This is a genomic window from Achromobacter spanius, assembly GCF_002812705.1.
Lineage (GTDB): Bacteria > Pseudomonadota > Gammaproteobacteria > Burkholderiales > Burkholderiaceae_B > Achromobacter > Achromobacter spanius.
In genome coordinates this window covers 6134730-6152072 of record NZ_CP025030.1, presented here as the reverse complement: position 1 = coordinate 6152072, position 17343 = coordinate 6134730, and the positions used below count along the sequence as shown (strand labels likewise).

The 17343-nt window shown below is 63.6% G+C and carries 13 protein-coding genes; 9 read left to right on the top strand and 4 right to left on the bottom strand.

From position 1 onward, the window contains the following. The first annotated feature begins 14 nt into the window (after positions 1 to 14). The 8 genes from sdhC to CVS48_RS27875 all read left to right on the top strand — a co-directional run bounded on the left by sdhC (position 15) and on the right by CVS48_RS27875 (position 7239). A complete protein-coding gene (gene sdhC / locus CVS48_RS27910) occupies positions 15 to 431 on the top strand; it encodes a succinate dehydrogenase, cytochrome b556 subunit (RefSeq protein WP_100857263.1) in 417 nt (138 codons plus the stop codon). Further along, positions 432 to 815 (top strand): succinate dehydrogenase, hydrophobic membrane anchor protein, encoded by a 384-nt coding sequence (gene sdhD, locus CVS48_RS27905; protein WP_100857262.1) that lies wholly within the window; start codon positions 432 to 434, stop codon positions 813 to 815. A 3-nt stretch (positions 816 to 818) separates the two neighbouring features. Beyond that, positions 819 to 2597 (top strand): succinate dehydrogenase flavoprotein subunit, encoded by a 1779-nt coding sequence (gene sdhA / locus CVS48_RS27900; protein WP_100857261.1) that lies wholly within the window; start codon positions 819 to 821, stop codon positions 2595 to 2597. A gap of 18 nt (positions 2598 to 2615) precedes the next feature. Beyond that, positions 2616 to 3332: a succinate dehydrogenase iron-sulfur subunit gene (locus tag CVS48_RS27895; protein ID WP_006218127.1), complete on the top strand. Its 717-nt coding sequence runs from the start codon at positions 2616 to 2618 to the stop codon at positions 3330 to 3332. A 37-nt stretch (positions 3333 to 3369) separates the two neighbouring features. Beyond that, a complete protein-coding gene (locus CVS48_RS27890) occupies positions 3370 to 3630 on the top strand; it encodes a succinate dehydrogenase assembly factor 2 (protein ID WP_006218128.1) in 261 nt (86 codons plus the stop codon). Positions 3631 to 3650: 20 nt separating this feature from the next. Further along, positions 3651 to 4961, top strand: a complete 1311-nt coding sequence (gene gltA, locus CVS48_RS27885; protein ID WP_050449832.1) for a citrate synthase — start codon at positions 3651 to 3653, stop codon at positions 4959 to 4961. A 110-nt stretch (positions 4962 to 5071) separates the two neighbouring features. Continuing rightward, positions 5072 to 6184 (top strand): hypothetical protein, encoded by a 1113-nt coding sequence (locus tag CVS48_RS27880; RefSeq protein WP_100857891.1) that lies wholly within the window; start codon positions 5072 to 5074, stop codon positions 6182 to 6184. A gap of 155 nt (positions 6185 to 6339) precedes the next feature. Beyond that, a complete protein-coding gene (locus tag CVS48_RS27875) occupies positions 6340 to 7239 on the top strand; it encodes a LysR family transcriptional regulator (protein ID WP_100857260.1) in 900 nt (299 codons plus the stop codon). A 23-nt stretch (positions 7240 to 7262) separates the two neighbouring features. Here the strand turns inward: CVS48_RS27875 and CVS48_RS27870 are convergent, their stop codons facing one another. The 3 genes from CVS48_RS27870 to mdeB form a co-directional block, all read right to left on the bottom strand. Further along, a complete protein-coding gene (locus CVS48_RS27870; protein WP_100857259.1) occupies positions 7263 to 7715 on the bottom strand; it encodes a DUF2214 family protein in 453 nt (150 codons plus the stop codon). 154 nt (positions 7716 to 7869) lie between these two features. After that, positions 7870 to 10167 (bottom strand): NADP-dependent malic enzyme, encoded by a 2298-nt coding sequence (locus tag CVS48_RS27865; RefSeq protein ID WP_100857258.1) that lies wholly within the window; start codon positions 10165 to 10167, stop codon positions 7870 to 7872. Positions 10168 to 10690: 523 nt separating this feature from the next. Further along, positions 10691 to 13378 carry an alpha-ketoglutarate dehydrogenase gene (mdeB, locus tag CVS48_RS27860; protein ID WP_100857257.1) on the bottom strand — a complete coding sequence of 896 codons (2688 nt, stop codon included), beginning with the start codon at positions 13376 to 13378 and terminating at the stop codon, positions 10691 to 10693. Positions 13379 to 13596: 218 nt separating this feature from the next. Here mdeB and CVS48_RS27855 point away from each other — a divergent pair, with 218 nt between their 5' ends. Next, the gene (locus CVS48_RS27855; protein WP_100857256.1) at positions 13597 to 15654 is read left to right on the top strand and encodes an OPT family oligopeptide transporter; all 2058 of its coding nucleotides are present in this window, start codon (positions 13597 to 13599) and stop codon (positions 15652 to 15654) included. Positions 15655 to 15783: 129 nt separating this feature from the next. Here CVS48_RS27855 and CVS48_RS27850 read toward each other — a convergent pair whose 3' ends face one another. After that, positions 15784 to 17289 (bottom strand): nucleobase:cation symporter-2 family protein, encoded by a 1506-nt coding sequence (locus CVS48_RS27850; protein WP_100857255.1) that lies wholly within the window; start codon positions 17287 to 17289, stop codon positions 15784 to 15786. Positions 17290 to 17343 lie beyond the last annotated feature (54 nt).

The window sequence follows — 17343 nt, the reverse complement described above, 5'->3', positions numbered from 1 at the left end:
ACACCGAGGCCGTCATGTCCGACACCGCTGCCAAGCCACGTCCGCAGTTTCGCAATATTGGGCTTGCCCAAGTTGCGTTCTCCTATCGCCTGCCCCTGGCCGGCAAGCTGTCCATCCTGCACCGCATCAGCGGCATTTTGCTGTTCCTCTGTTTGCCCTTGGTCATCGTGCCGCTGTTCGCAGCAAGCGTGGCCGCACCGCAAACGTTCGCCTGGATCGCCTCCATCGCGGCCAACCCGATCGTCAAGCTTGTTTTCCTGGTCCTCGTCTGGGGCTACCTGCATCACTTCTGTGCCGGCATCCGCTACCTGCTGCTTGACCTGCACATCGGTATCGACAAGCTGTCGGCCAAGAAAAGCGCCGGCGTGGTTTTCGGTGTCAGCCTGGCGCTGACGCTGGTGTTCGGTCTCAAACTGTTCGGAGTGCTGTAAATGGCCGCCGCTAAAAACTACGGACCCAAGCGCCTGGTCGTCGGCGCGCACTATGGCGTCATGGATTTCATCATTCAGCGCATCACCGCCGTCATCATGGCCGTGTATACGCTGGTGCTGCTCGTTGGCATCTTGATGATGCCTGCCTTCACGTATGAACACTGGGTCAAGCTGTTCAATTTCTACGTGGGCTTCATTCCGGTTGGCCAGATCCTGGCCTCCCTTGCATTCATTGCGTTGGCCTGGCATGCCTGGATTGGCGTGCGCGACATCTGGATGGACTACGTCAAGCCGGTGGGCCTGCGCCTGCTGCTGCAAGTGCTGACGATCCTCTGGCTGATCGGTACGGTCGTTTACTTCGCGCAAATCCTCTGGAGCATTTAAGCCGTGGTCTCTGTCATGAAATCCTTGCCGCGCCGCCAGTTTGATGTGGTGGTCGTTGGCGCCGGTGGAGCCGGCATGCGTTGTTCGCTGCAACTGTCCCAAGCGGGGCTGTCCGTTGCCGTGCTGTCCAAAGTGTTCCCCACGCGTTCGCACACCGTTGCCGCACAGGGCGGCGTGAGCGCCTCGCTGGGCAACATGAGCGAAGACAACTGGTACTGGCACATGTACGACACCGTCAAGGGGTCGGATTGGCTGGGCGACCAGGACGCCATCGAATTCATGTGCCGTGAAGCGCCGAACGCCGTGTACGAGCTCGAGCACTTCGGCATGCCGTTTGACCGCAACCCCGACGGCACGATCTACCAGCGTCCGTTCGGCGGCCACACCGCCAACTTCGGTGAAAAGCCCGTGCAGCGCGCCTGTGCCGCCGCCGACCGCACCGGCCACGCGCTGTTGCACACGCTCTACCAGCGCAACGTTGCCGCGCGCACCCAGTTTTTCGTCGAATGGATGGCGCTGGACCTGCTGCGCAACGAAGCCGGCGACGTTGTCGGCGTGACCGCCCTGGAAATGGAAACGGGCGAAATCTACATCCTGGAAGCCAAGACCACGGTGCTGGCCACCGGCGGCGCCGGCCGTATCTGGGCCGCTTCCACCAACGCCTTCATCAACACCGGTGACGGCCTGGGCATGGCGGCGCGCGCGGGCATCCCGCTGCAAGACATGGAGTTCTGGCAATTCCACCCGACCGGCGTGGCCGGCGCGGGCGTGCTGATCACCGAAGGCGTGCGTGGCGAAGGCGGCATCCTGTTGAACAAGGATGGCGAACGCTTCATGGAGCGCTATGCGCCCACGCTGAAAGACTTGGCCCCGCGTGACTTCGTGTCCCGCTCGATGGACCAGGAAATCAAGGAAGGCCGCGGTTGCGGTCCGGACGGCAGCTACGTTGTGCTGAAGCTGGACCACCTGGGCGCCGACGTCATTAACAAGCGTCTGCCCTCGATCCGCGAAATTGCCATCAAGTTCGGCAACGTCGACCCGATCAAGGAACCGATCCCCGTCGTCCCGACCATTCACTACCAGATGGGCGGCATTCCGGCCAACTACCACGGCCAGGTGCTCTCGCGCGAAAACGGCGAGAACAAGGTCGTCAACGGCCTGTACGCCATCGGCGAATGCGCCGCGGTGTCGGTGCACGGCGCCAACCGCCTGGGCACGAACTCGCTGCTGGACCTGATCGTGTTCGGCCGCGCCACCGGCAACCACATCGTGAATTCGCACCCGGAGCGCCAGCGTGCGCACCAGGAACTGCCGAAGCAAGCCGTGGAATTCTCGCTGGACCGCGTGAACAAGTTGGAATCGCGCACGTCGGGCGAAAAGACGCAAGACGTCGGCAATGCCATCCGCTTCTCGATGCAGCGCCACTGCGGCGTGTTCCGCACGCTGGAACTGCTGAACGAAGGCGTGACCCAGATCGAAGATCTGGCCAAAACCGCCGACAACATCTACTTCAAGGACAAGTCCAAGGTGTTCAACACCGCGCGCGTCGAAGCGCTGGAACTGGCCAACATGACCGAAGTGGCCCGCGCCACGATCAAGTCGGCCGCTGCCCGTACGGAAAGCCGTGGCGCTCACGCGCTGGACGACCACCCGACGCGCGACGACGAGAACTGGCTGAAGCACACGCTGTGGTATTCCGAAGGCAGCCGCCTGGATTACAAGCCTGTGCAGATGAAGCCGCTCACCGTTGAGTCCTTCCCGCCCAAGGCGCGTACCTTCTAAGTCCGGATAGAGCCCATTATGAGCACCAAGAGAATCGTCAAGTTCGAAATCTACCGCTACGATCCGGACAAGGACGAGCGCCCGTACATGCAGAAGCTGGACGTTGAACTCCAGCCTACCGACAAGATGCTGCTTGATGCGCTGGTGCGCATCAAGAACGACGTCGATGACAGCCTGGCCCTGCGCCGCTCGTGCCGTGAAGGCGTGTGCGGTTCGGACGCCATGAACATCAACGGCAAGAACGGTCTGGCCTGCACGACGAACCTGCGCGAATTGAAGGAACCCATCGTTCTGCGTCCGCTGCCGGGCCTGCCCGTCATCCGCGACCTGATCGTGGACATGACGCACTTCTTCAACCAGTACCACTCGATTCGTCCGTACCTCATCAACGACGCGCCGCCGCCCGAAAAAGAGCGCCTGCAGTCGCCCGAGGCACGCGAAGAATTGGACGGCCTGTACGAGTGCATCCTGTGCGCGTGCTGTTCCACTTCCTGCCCGTCTTTCTGGTGGAACCCGGACAAGTTCGTCGGCCCGGCCGGCCTGCTGCAAGCCTATCGTTTCATCGCGGACAGCCGCGACGAAGCCACCGGCGAGCGTCTGGACAACCTGGAAGATCCGTACCGCTTGTTCCGTTGCCACACCATCATGAACTGCGTCGACGTCTGTCCCAAGGGGCTGAACCCGACCAAGGCAATCGGCAAGATCAAGGAACTGATGGTTCGCCGCACGGTCTAGTTTCTAGTGTGAAGACTTTTGTTTTTATGGTGTAACGATGAGCAGGCTAACTGAACTGGAGCGGGCGCGTCTGCGTTGGCGGGCGCGCCGCGGCCTGCTCGAAAACGACTTGATCATCACTCGGTATCTTGACGCTTACGAGGCCGAACTTACCGATGATGATGTGGCCGCATTGACCCAGCTTTTCGAGATGGGAGACAACGATCTTCTCGACCTGCTGCTGGCCCGCAAGGAACTCGAAGGCGACCTGGACACCCCCAGGCTTCGGGGCATTATTGGCCAGATGCGCGCACTCTGATTAATGTGAGAGGAATAAACATGAACCTGTCTGACAAAAAAGCCACTCTATCCTTCTCGGATGGCAGCGCACCCATTGAGTTCCCTGTCTACAAGGGCACGGTCGGTCCGGATGTGATCGACATCCGCAAGCTGTATGGCCAGACGGGCATGTTTACGTTTGACCCCGGCTTCATGTCCACCGCGGCTTGCGAGTCGGGCATCACGTACATCGACGGCGACAAGGGCGAACTGCTGTACCGCGGCTTCCCCATCGAGCAATTGGCCGTCAACTGCGACTTCATGGACATCTGCTACCTGATCCTGAACGGCGATCTGCCGAACCAGGAACAGAAGGCCGACTTCGACTCGCAAGTGACCCATCACACGATGGTCAACGAGCAACTGCACTTCTTCCTGCGTGGCTTCCGCCGCGACGCGCACCCGATGGCCGTGCTGACGGGTCTGGTTGGCGCGCTGTCCGCGTTCTACCACGACTCCACCGACATCACGAACCCGCAGCATCGCCACATCTCGGCCATCCGCCTGATCGCCAAGATGCCGACGCTGGTTGCGATGGCGTACAAGTACTCGCAAGGCCAACCGTTCATCTATCCGCAGAACGACCTGTCCTACACGGGCAACTTCCTGCGCATGATGTTCGCCACGCCGTGCGAAGACTACAAGGTCAATGAAGTCGTTGAACGCGCGCTGGACCGCATCTTCATCCTGCACGCCGACCACGAGCAAAACGCATCGACCTCCACCGTGCGCCTGTGCGGTTCGTCGGGCACCAACCCGTTTGCCGCCATCTCGGCCGGCGTGGCTTGCCTGTGGGGCCCGGCTCACGGCGGCGCCAACGAAGCTTGCCTGCAAATGCTGGAAGAGCTGCAAGCCAACGGCGGCATCGACAAGGTCGGTGAGTTCATGGAGAAGGTCAAGGACAAGAACTCGGGCGTGCGCCTGATGGGCTTTGGCCACCGCGTCTACAAGAACTACGACCCGCGCGCCAAGCTGATGCAGGAAACCTGCAAGGAAGTGCTCTCGGCCCTGGGCCTGGAAAACGACCCGCTGTTCAAGCTGGCCATGGAACTGGAACGCATCGCCCTGTCGGATCCGTACTTCGTCCAGCGCAAGCTGTACCCGAACGTGGACTTCTACTCGGGTATCGTCCAGCGCGCCATCGGCATCCCGACCTCGCTGTTCACGGCCATCTTCGCGCTGGCCCGCACGGTGGGCTGGATTGCCCAGTGGAACGAAATGCTGTCGGATCCCGACTACAAGATCGGCCGTCCGCGCCAGCTCTTCACGGGTTCGGTCACCCGCGACGTGCCCCCGATGGACAAGCGTTAATCCGCTTTTCCTTTCGGCAAGTGAATGACAAGAAACCGCCTTCGGGCGGTTTTTTGTTGCCTGCGCAAGGGCAGCTATGAGTCGGCGGCAATGCGGATATCATGCTGCCCATGATTCCCGTTTCATTGCCATCAGCCAATTTCTACCTGTTGCTTTCGCTGGGCTTGCTTGCCGGCGTCGTGCTGGCTGCTTGGGGCCTGATGCTGGCCGTCAGCGCCGGCCATCGCCGCACGGTCCGCAAGTACTGGAAGACGTCGGCCGCGCTGTTCGTGGTGTTGGCGGTGCCCTTTGCCTTCTTCGCGTGGGTGCACACCATTGTCTGGCAGGTTGAGCGCGAGAGCGAGCGGGCCGAGGCGGCGCGCAACGTGACGCTGGAACAAGCAAGCACCGTGGGCGGCGTGGCCATGCCCGCCGGCACGCGGCTGAAACTGCAAGACGAAGGGCAGTTGGAAACGTACGTCGAGGCCGAATTTCCGGCGCCCACTTCCGTCTTCGGCGTGCAGGCCATGCGGGTACGCCGCTATCTGGACACTGAATACGAAAAGGACACGTACGCGCTAATTCGCCGGTATCCGCGTAGCGTCATCCTGACCGGCCAGGGCGACCAGGCGGTGCTGGGATGGCGCTGCGACAGCACGCATGACATCGAATTCGATACCGAGCCCGACGGGGCGATGAAGGCCTTGAGCCAGTGTCGGCTGGGTAGCGGCAACGAGATCGACGGCGTTGCGATCCATGCGGGCTCGGTGCTGTACGGCTCGAACGGCACGGTCTATGTGGACGGCTCGACCGACCCGGACCGCTGGCGCATCGACGTCAAGGATCCCGTGGCGGTGCAGGTGTTTGGGCTGATGTTGAGCGAGCCCCGGCTATACCTGGATGCCGAACGGCGCTTGCTGCGAGTCAGCGACGCCGAGCTTGCCTGCCGCGCGCGGCGGGGCGGCTTTGACTATGCCGAGGGCACGCAGGTCAAGACCATCCGGCGCGTGATCGATGGGCAACGCGAAGCCTTTCCCGGCGTGCTGGTGTTCAGCCCGGCGGCCGGGCAGGTGGCCAGGAATGACGGCCATGCCGACGTGCCCGAGGGCATGTCGGTCATGCAGGCGTTCGATGGCACGCTGGCCGGCATTGTGAAGAACGAGGAAGTCGGCGTCTTTAAATTTGCGACCTTCACTGTCGGCGACGAGGAGCCCAAGCCGCCCGCGCGGGCGCGCTGTCCATAGCGGCATGATGCATTTGCGCGTTCGCGCTTGCGGCGCGCGTTAAGAAATTCTTAAAAGTCTGTTCCGACAATGCGGTGTGCCGGCGGCGGTGTTGCGCCGGTCAAGCCGTTAACGGAGTGACGCCGGATGAGAGTGTCGTGAGAAGCCTGCACAGCATGGAGCTGTTTGCAGAGGTAGCCAAGGCCCGCAGCTTCAGCCGCGCGGCGGCCGTGCTGGGGCTGCCGAAATCAACGCTGTCGCGCCGCGTAGCGCAATTGGAGCGTTCGGTAGGCCTGAGCCTGCTGAACCGCAGCACCCGCAAGGTTGAACTGACTGGCGCGGGCGAACTGTATCTGGAGCGCTGCCTGCGCATCGTGCAAGAGGCCGAGGTGGCGCATGAAGAACTGCAAGCCTTGACCGCGACACCGTCCGGGCTGCTGCGCGTGAACATGCCGGCCGCCTTTGCCACCGATGTCATGGCCGATATATTCCTGAGGTTCTCGCGTCGGTATCCGGATGTGGCTTTCCACGTGAACCTGGCGAGCCTGGAACATGTGGATCGCGTGGCCGACCCGTGCGACCTGACGATCAAGATTGGTGAACTGCCGGATTCGTCGCGCATCGCGCGTTGCCTGGGCGCCCTGAACGTTCATCTATACGCGTCCGAGGCCTATCTGGCGGCGCATGGGGCGCCCGAGCATCCCGGGGAATTGTCGGCGCACGAATGCATCGGGTTTCGCGCCCAGGCCAATGGCGCACCCACCCGTTGGCCGCTGGCTCGCGGGAGCGAGCAGATCAGCGTTGTGCCCGGTAGCCGGTTTTCGGTCAATGAAGCCGGCATGGCGCGGCGCTTGGCGATGTTGGGCGCGGGTATCGCCGCGCTGGGCGGAGACCAGACCGAGCTTGTGCAATCAGGCGCTTTGCGCCGCGTGTTGCCCGACTGGACGGTGGGACCGTTTCCCGTGCATGTCGTGACCGAAACGCGCTTGCTGCCGGCCAGGGCCAGGGCATTCGTCGACTATCTGATTGAATGCCTGGCGCAAGGCTGGCAGGCGCCCGTGCTGAACGGTGGCTAGCACCGTTGAACGGTGCGCTGGCGCTACACGCTGATGTGGCGTGCCATCAGTACTGCGAAGAGCGGCAGGAAAATGAACAGGTGCGCTTCGATCATCACCCAGCGGCGCACGCGCTTGATCTCGGGCAACGTGGGTACGAAACCGGCTTGCTGACGCGCCTGCTTTGCCCAGCGGAAGACGGCCAGCGTGGGCGGGATCGAACAGAGCGCGATGATGACGAACAGCGTGATCTTGGCGTGAAACCACGGGCTGCTCATATAGAAGGCCGCGCCCTTCGCGCCCTGGGTCAGTCGCAATAGCCCGGTGATCAGCACCAGCACGGCGCTGACGCCATACAGGCGGTCGTAGATCACCAGGCGCTTCACGCCACTGGCGCTCAGGTCGGGGCGCAGCAGCACGGCTTCGGCGGTCAGCACCACCACCATTACAAAGATCGCCAGGTAGTGGAACCAGGCGTATAGGGCATCGGCCAACATGTCGTCTCCAGGAAAAAGGTCAAGCATGGTTTTACCACCGGCCTGTGGAGCGGCGTCGATCAATCGACAGGAAAATACGGCTTCGGCGGCAAGAAAATGCGCCATGAAAAAAGGCGCCCCGAAGGGCGCCTTTGGCGTCAAGACAAGCGCGTGATCAACGGCGCTTCTTGGCGGCGTCGGCGGCTTCCTGCTGTGCATCCACCACGGCCAGGGCCGTCATGTTGATGATGCGGCGCACGGTGGCGCTGGTCGTCAGGATGTGCACGGGGCGCGCGGCGCCCAGCAGGATGGGACCCATCGCGACGCCATTGCTGCCCGTCATCTTCAGCATGTTGTACGTGATGTTGCCGGTGTCCAGGTTCGGCATGACCAGCAGGTTGGCGCGACCCTTGAGCGTGCTGTCCGGGTAGGCCAGCACACGGATCTTTTCCGACAAGGCGGCGTCGGCGTGCATTTCGCCGTCCACTTCCAGGTCGGGCGCGCGTTCCTGCACCAGCTTGCTGGCGGCGGCCATTTTCTTCGACGATTCCGTGACGCGGCTGCCGAAGTTCGAATGCGACAGCAGGGCAATCTTGGGCACCACGCCAAAGCGCAGCATTTCATCGGCGGCCTGGATGGTGATGTTGGCCACTTCTTCCGACGTCGGATTTTCGTTGACGTGGGTGTCGGTGACGAACAGCGTCTGGTCAGGCAGCATCAGCACGTTCAGGGCGGCGTAGGTCTGGCCTTCCTTCTTGCCGATGATTTCGTCGACATACTTGAGCTGGTTGTCGTACTTGCTGGCCACGCCGCACAGCAGCGCGTCGGCGTCGCCGCGACGCAGCAGCATCGCGCCGATCAGCGTGTTGTGCTTGCGGATCATCGCCTTGGCGATGGCCGGCGTCACGCCTTCGCGGCCCTTCAACTGGTAGTACGCGGTCCAGGTTTCGTTGAAGCGCTCGTCGTCTTCCGGATCCACGATTTCGAAATGCTCGCCGGCCACCAGGCGCAGGCCGGCCTTGGTGATGCGCATTTCGATAACCGACGGACGGCCGATCAGAATCGGGCGGGCCAGCTTTTCGTCAACCACGGTCTGCACGGCGCGCAGCACGCGCTCGTCTTCGCCGTCGGCATAGATGACGCGCTTGGGCGCCTTCTTGGCCTGGGCGAACAGCGGACGCATCAGTTGGCCCGAGTGGTACACAAAGCCCATCAGCTTCTGGCGATAGGCTTCGATGTCTTCGATGGGGCGGGCAGCCACGCCGGAATCAGCAGCGGCTTGGGCCACGGCCGGCGCAATCTGGAAGATCAGGCGCGGGTCGAAGGGCTTGGGGATGATGTAGTCGGGGCCGAACGACAGTTCCTGGCCGGCGTAGGCGCGGGCCACTTCATCGTTCTGCTCGGCTTGCGCCAGTTCGGCGATGGCTTTCACGCAAGCCAGCTTCATTTCTTCCGTGATGCGCGAGGCGCCGGCATCCATGGCGCCGCGGAAGATGAAGGGGAAGCACAGCACGTTGTTGACCTGGTTCGGGTAGTCCGAACGGCCGGTGGCAATGATGCAATCCGGGCGGGCGGCCTTGGCCACTTCGGGGCGGATTTCCGGTTCGGGGTTGGCCAGCGCCAGGATCAGCGGGCGGTCGGCCATGGTCTTGACCATGTCGCCCGTCAGCACGCCAGAGGTCGAGCAGCCCAGGAACACGTCGGCGCCGTTGACGACATCGGCCAGCGTGCGCGCGTCGGTCTTTTGCGCGTAGCGCTTCTTGTTGGCTTCCATGTTTTCATCGCGGCCATCCCAGATGACGCCGCGCGAGTCCACCACGAAGATGTTCTCGCGTTTGACGCCCAGGTGAACCAGCAGGTCCAGGCAGGCGATGGCGGCAGCGCCGGCGCCCGAGCAAGCCAGCTTGACCGAGCCGATGTCCTTGTTCACGACCTTCAGGCCATTCAGGATGGCGGCCGACGAAATGATGGCGGTGCCGTGCTGGTCGTCATGGAAGACGGGGATCTTCATGCGCTCGCGCAGCTTCTTTTCAATGTAGAAGCACTCGGGCGCCTTGATGTCTTCCAGGTTGACGCCGCCCAGCGTGGGCTCCAGCGCCGCGATGATGTCGACCAGCTTGTCGGGGTCGTTCTCGGCCAGTTCGATGTCGAACACGTCGATGCCGGCAAACTTCTTGAACAGGCAGCCCTTGCCTTCCATGACCGGCTTGGCGGCCAGCGGCCCGATGTTGCCCAGGCCCAGGACGGCGGTGCCGTTGGTGATCACGCCCACCAGGTTGCCGCGCGAGGTGTACTTGGACGCGGCGTCATCGCCCTGGTCGAAGATGGCCATGCAAGCGGCCGCCACGCCGGGGGAGTAGGCCAAGGACAGGTCGTCCTGGTTGGCCAAGGTCTTGGTCGGGACGACCGAGATTTTGCCGGGAGTGGGATAGGCGTGGTAATCCAACGCCATTTTGGTAAGAGTTTCGTCCATGGGATCGGGGCCTCTGAGGCACTAACTGAGAAAGAAAACGGGATGAAAAACGAATGACAAGCGGCGGGCTCGCGGCCCGCCGGTTTCTTTGCGAAATGCTTAGGGAACACCCGTATTTCACCAGAAAGCGCGGACGCTTGGTTGTTGCAGTGCAGCGATCAGGCGCGTTTGATCAAGAACGGGTCGGATTATGTTTATGTGGCGACGGGTTCTCCATCGGTCAGATGATCGGCTCCCGGGGGATGGGCGATCGGTTCCCATCGGTCGGGTGATCGGCGCCCATCGAATCGTAGGATGGGTGTAGCGCGCGATGGCCGGCACAAGAACACGGTGCGGACCGCGCGAAACCCATCAAGCAGCGGCTGAGCGACAGACGCAATAGGCAAGAAAGCTGTGGCTGAGCGACAGACGCAATAGGCAAGAAAGCTGTGGCTGCTCTGTTCAAGAATTCCACCGGTGCTTGATGGGTTTCGCGCGATTGATAGTGGGGTTTTTTTCACCGGTCTATCGCGCTCCACCCATCCTACGAGTTCCACGGTGGGGTTTTGCGGGTGCGGGTGTTCAGCTTGTTGCGCAGCTTGTCGGCGTCTGTTTGTCGGCCCAGGCTGTCCAGCGCGTAGAGCGTGATCCAGTCGGCGCTGACTTCGAAGAAGTCGCGCAGTTGCGCGCGGGTGTCGCTGCGGCCAAAGCCATCGGTGCCCAAGGTGCGATACGGGGCCGGGACCCAGGCGCGGATCTGTTCGGGCACGGCGCGCACGTAGTCGGTGGCGGCGATGACCGGGGCGTCGCTGTCGCCCAGGCAGGTGCGAACCCAGTCCGCGTCGCTGGCGGTGTCCAGGCCCAGCACGCGGGCGCGTTCGGCTTCGCGGCCGTCGCGGGCCAGTTCGGAAAAGCTGGTGACGCTCCAGACCTCGGCGTCCACGCCGTATTGCTCGCGCAGCCGCTCGGCGGCGATTTCGGCCTCGCGCAGCATGGGGCCCGCGCCCAGCAAGCGGACGTCTGCCTGCTTGCGCGCAGGCCGCAGGCGGTACATGCCGCGCAGGATGCCTGCGCTGACGCCGTCGTCGGCGGGCATGTCGGGCTGCGCCAGGTTTTCGTTGGTGACGGTCAGGTAGAAGAATTCGTCATGCTGCTCGTCCAGCATGCGGCGCATGCCGTGTTCGACGATGACGGCAACCTCGTAGGCATAGGCCGGATCGTAAGCGCGGCAGTTCGGCACGGCGGCGGCCATGATGTGGCTGGAGCCGTCCTGGTGTTGCAGCCCTTCGCCGCCCAACGTCGTGCGCCCGGAGGTGGCGCCGATCAAAAAGCCACGGGTGCGCTGGTCGGCGGCGGCCCAGATCAGGTCGCCGATGCGTTGGAAGCCGAACATCGAGTAATAGATATAGAACGGCAGCATCGGCAGGCCATTGACCGAATAGCTGGTGCCGGCCGCCGTCCACGATGAAATCGCGCCGGCTTCGGTAATGCCTTCCTCCAGAATCTGGCCGTCGCGCGCTTCCCGGTAGTACAGCACCGAGCCGATGTCCTCGGGTTCATACAACTGGCCTTGCGCCGAATAGATACCGATCTGGCGGAACAGGTTGGCCATGCCGAAGGTGCGGGCCTCGTCGGCCACGATGGGCACAATGCGCGGGCCCACGGTGCCGTCCTTGAGCAGCGCGGTAAGCATGCGCACGATGGCCATGGTCGACGACATTTCCTTGCCGCTGGCCGTCAGCGCGAAGCGCGCCCAGTGTTCGGCGGGGGGCGGGGTAAGGCGCGGGGCTTCGGTGCGGCGGCGGGGAATGTGGCCGCCGAGTGCGGCGCGACGTGCCTGCAGGTGGCGCAGCTCGGCGCTGTCTTCGGCGGGGCGGTAGAACTTCAGCGCCAGGCAGTCGGCGTCCGAGATCGGCAGGGCGAAGCGGTCGCGAAAGGCCAGCAAGGCTTCGTCGTCCAGCTTTTTCTGCTGGTGCGTCGTCATCTTGCCCTGGCCTGCCGCGCCCATGCCAAAGCCCTTTTTCGTTTGCGCCAGGATCACGGTGGGCTGGCCGCTGTGCTTGGCCGCACGGTGATAGGCGGCATGGATCTTCACCATGTCGTGGCCGCCTCGGTGCAGGCGGTCGATGGCTTCGTCGGTCCAGTCCGCCACCAGCGCGGCCAGCTCGGGGTGCTGATTGAAAAAATGCGCGCGATTGAACGCACCATCGTTGGCGGCGAAGGTCTGGAATTGGCCGTCGACGGTATTGGAGAAGGCGCGGGCCAGCGCGCCATTGGCGTCGCGGGCAAGCAGGGCGTCCCAGTCGCTGCCCCACACCAGCTTGATCACGTTCCAGCCGGCGCCCGCGTACAGCGTTTCCAGTTCGTCGATGATGCGGCCGTTGCCGCGCACCGGGCCGTCCAGCCGTTGCAGGTTGCAGTTGACGACGAACACCAGGTTGTCGAGCTTCTCGCGCGCGGCAAGCGTCAGGGCGGCGATGGATTCCGGCTCGTCCATTTCGCCGTCGCCAAAAATACCCCAGACCTTGCGGTCGCTGGCGGGTGCCAGCGAGCGGTGCTCCAGATAGCGCATGAAGCGCGCCTGATAAATCGCGTTGATGGGGCCGATGCCCATGGACCCCGTCGGGAACTGCCAGAAATCAGGCATCAACCACGGATGGGGGTAGGACGACAGCCCGCGCAGGCCGCGCCCGGTAGCCGTGATTTCCTGGCGGAAATGCGCCAGGTCATCTTCGCCCAGGAAGCCTTCAAGAAAGGCGCGGGCGTACACGCCGGGCGCGGAGTGCGGCTGCATGTAGACCAGGTCGCCGGGGCCATCGGCCGATTGCGCGCGGAAGAAGTGGTTGAAGCCCACTTCAAACAGGTCGGCGGCGGAGGCATAGCTGGCGATGTGGCCGCCCAGCTCGCCGTGCGCCTGGTTGGCCCGCACCACCATGGCCAAGGCGTTCCAGCGGTTGATGCGGGCGATGCGTTCTTCCACGGCCAGGTTGCCAGGAAAAGGCGGCTCCTGGCTGGCGGGAATCGTGTTCAGGTAGGCGGTGCGCGTCTGGCTGTTGGCGCGCAGCCCCAGGGACGCGGCGTGCCCCAGCACGCTGTCCAGCACATAGCCCGCGCGCTCGGCGCCATCGGCCTCAAGCAGCGACTGCAAGGCGTCGCGCCATTCGGCGGTTTCCGTGGGGTCGGCGTCAGACCCGGTGTGAGGGCCGGGGGCGGGGTGGCTCGCGTCGCGCATGGGTGTTGTCTCCTGTTATCGCTCAATGCTAGACCTGTGTGGGTGGCATGAGTCATCAAATTCACAGGGAGACGCCGGGGATTTCAGCATAATCTTTTGCCGATGTTTCCCTTGCCGGCAGCTTCTGCGGCCAAGCGACGCTTACTCGTGGTGACCACTGGGTGGACGCCGAAGCGCTAGAATGCGCGGTTTATTCGCATTCACAACGGGAGACTTCAATGACTCAACCCGTCAGCGTCCCGGCAAACGTCACGCTACCGGAACTGACGTTCCGGGGCATTTTGCTGGGCGCCCTGATTACCGTGATCTTCACGGCCTCGAACGTCTTCCTGGGGCTGAAGGTGGGCCTGACGTTTTCGTCCGCCATTCCGGCGGCGGTCATCTCGATGTCGGTGTTGCGCCTGTTCAAGGACGCCAACATCCTCGAAAACAATATGGTGCAGACGCAGGCCTCGGCGGCCGGCACGCTGTCGGCCATCATCTTCATCCTGCCGGCGCTGGTCATGATGGGCCACTGGCAGGGCTTTCCGTTCTGGCAGACGCTGGGCATTTGCGCCGCGGGCGGCATGTTGGGCGTGATGTTCACCATTCCGCTGCGCCACGTGATGGTGGTGCAGAGCAACCTGCCGTACCCGGAAGGCGTGGCGGCGGCCGAGATCCTGCGCGTGGGCAGCGCCGAACGGGCGCAGGATGCGGCCGAGGGCGATGCAGCGGGCAAGGCAGTGGGCAAACCCGTCGCGACCGGCATGGGCGATATCGTCGCGGGGGGCGTGGTGGCCGCGGTGGTCAGCTTTGCGGCCAGCGGCTTGCGGGTGCTGGGCGACAGCGTCAGTGGCTGGTTCGCGCTGGGCGGCGCGGTGTTCCGGCTGCCCATGGGCTTTTCGCTGGCGCTGCTGGGCGCGGGCTACCTGATCGGCATCGTGGCGGGCCTGGCCATGCTGACCGGTTTGATCATTTCCTGGGGCATTGCGGTACCCGTGCTGACCGCCATGGGCGACATGCCGGCCGGGCAATCGCTGGCGCAGTACGCCACCGGCCTGTGGTCGTCGCAAGTGCGCTTCATTGGCGCGGGCGTGATAGGCGTGGGCGCAATCTGGACGCTGGCGACCTTGTTCGTGCCCATGGCGCGCGGCGTCAAAGCCTCGTTTTCGGCGTTGACCAAAGCGGGCGCGGCCCGCGCGGGCCAGGCGCCGCGTACGGAACGCGACTTGTCGGCGGGCTGGATTTCGATCGTGACGCTGGTGCTGGTGGCGGTCTTGGTCATCACCTTCCAGGTGTTCCTGTCGGGCGCGCCCGTGTCGGCCGGCGCCGTCTGGAAACTGGTGGCCTACGCCGTGTTGTTTGCCTTTGTGTTCGGCTTCCTGGTGGCCGCGGCCTGCGGCTACATGGCGGGCTTGGTGGGGTCGTCGACCAGCCCGATTTCGGGTGTGGGCATCGTGGCCATTGTGCTGGTGTCGCTGTTGATGCTGACGCTGGGCGGCGAATTGCTCCAGGCGCAAAACGGTGTGCAGATGGCGATTGCGCTGTCGATCTTCAGCACCTCGGCGGTGGTGGCGGTAGCGTCCATTTCCAACGACAACCTGCAGGACCTGAAGACGGGCTGGTTGGTCGGCGCAACGCCGTGGCGCCAGCAGGTGGCGCTGCTGATAGGTTGCGTGGTGGGCGCGGCGGTGATTTCACCCGTGCTGGACCTGCTTTACAACGCCTACGGTTTCGCGGATGCGATGCCGCGCGAAGGCATGGACCCCACGCAAGCGCTGTCGGCGCCGCAAGCCACGCTGATGCTGGCGATTACGCGCGGCATTTTCACGCATCAACTGAATTGGACGATGATCCTGATCGGCATGGCCGTGGGGGTTGCGCTGATCGTGGTGGACGAAATTCTCAAGCGTACCTGCCGCGTGGCGCGCATTCCGGTGTTGGCCGTTGGCATCGGTATCTACCTGCCGCCGACCGTGGCGGCGCCGATTGTGGCGGGTGCGGTGCTGGCGTGGTTGCTGGAGCGGGCCTTGCGCCGCCGTGCCGCCGCCGCCGGAACCCCGTATGAGCAATTCGCCGATGCGCCGAACCGGCGCGGCGTGCTGATCGCCTCGGGTCTGATCGTGGGCGAGAGCCTGGTTGGCGTGCTGATGGCGGGGATTATCGGCGCGGCCGGTACTGATGCGCCATTGGCGATCGCGGGCGAGGATTTCTCGGCTACGGCGTCTTATCTGGGCCTGGCCGTCTTTGTCCTGGTGGCGGTCATGTTCTGGCGTCGGGTGATGCGCCTGGCTTAAAGGGCCGGTGACGGAGGGGGCTGTGAACGAGGCGGGCTGGTGAACAGTTGGGGGCCGTGAACGGACGGACCTCGTGAACACATCGCGGCCTGCCCCGACGGGGCCCGGCCGCGATGCTCCACAACCCGATCAGTGTTCCTCGGCCTGCAGTGCCGCGGTGATGATGGCGCGTTCGTCATGCGTGGCGCCGTTAAGGAACAGGTTCAGCAGCACGGCCGACAGCGACGCCAGCAGAATGCCGGACTCGATCAGCGTGTGCAGTGAGTGCGGCATCCATTGTTTGAAATTGGGCGCGATCAGCGGCACCATGCCGATGCCGATCGACACCGCCACGATCATGGAATTGTGGCGATTGCCCTTGAAGTCCACCCCCGACAGGATGCGGATGCCGGTGGCGGTCACCATGCCGAACATGACGATGCCGGCGCCGCCCAGCACCACGGTGGGCAGCGATTCCACCAGCGCGGCCATCTTGGGCAGCAGGCCCAGCACCAGCAGGATGATGCCGCCCGCCACGCACACAAAGCGGCTTTTCACGCCGGTCACCGCGACCAGGCCCACGTTCTGAGAAAAACTGGTGTACGGGAACGTGTTGAAGATGCCCCCGATAAGGGTGCCCAGGCCGTCCGTGCGCAGCCCGCGCGCCATGTTCTCCTGGCTGATCTCACGCTCGGTCATTTCGCCCAGCGCCAGAAACATGCCGGCGGATTCGATCATCACCACCACCATGATCAGCGCCATGCTCAGAATCAACATGGGGTCGAACCTTGGCATGCCGAAATGGAAGGGCAGGACGATGTCGAACCAGTCTGCCTGGCCGATTTTTTCAAACGTCATGATGCCGGTGGCCGAGGCCACAACGGCACCGATCACGATGCCCAGCAGCACCGAGATGTTGGCAATGAAGCCGCGCGTGAATTTGACGATCAGCAGGATGGACGTCAGCACCAGCACGGCGATGCCGAAGCCGGTCAGGTCCGCATAGCGCGGGTTGGGCATCGACGGCATGATGGCAAAACCCTGGGGCACGGGCGGAATGGCGCTGCCCGGCGAGGTGACGTCGGCCAGCCACTTTGCGTAGATGGGGTCCACGATGACGGGCGCGGTGGGGCCGGACGGGTTGCCGAACACCCAGTTGATGCCGACCCGCATCAAGGTGATGCCGATGACCGTGATGATGGTGCCCGTTACCACGGGCGGAAAGTAGCGCAGCATGCGGCTGATCATCGGGGCGACCAGGATGGAGATGATGCCCGCCCCGATGATGGTCCCGAATAGCAATTGCGCCCCGCCCGGACCGGGGTTGGCGTTGGCCATCGCCACCATGGGGGCTACCGCCGCGAACGTGACGCCCATCATCACGGGCAGTTTGATGCCGAACCACTGCGTGGCGCCCAGGGTCTGGATCAAGGTCACCAGGCCGCAACAGAAAAGGTCCGCCGAGATCAGCATGGCGACTTCGTCGGGCGTCAGGTTCAAGGCGCGGCCGACGATCAACGGTACGGCCACCGCGCCGGCATACATCACCAACACGTGTTGCAGGCCCAACGCCGCCAGTTTGCCCGAGGGCAGACGCTGGTCAACGGGGTGGAGGTCTTGAGACGCGCTGGACGGCGCGGGCGATGCAGCCTGCATGGGAATGTCTCCTGGCGGAGTGAAATGTCGGTCGGGAAAATCCTGAAAAGCAGT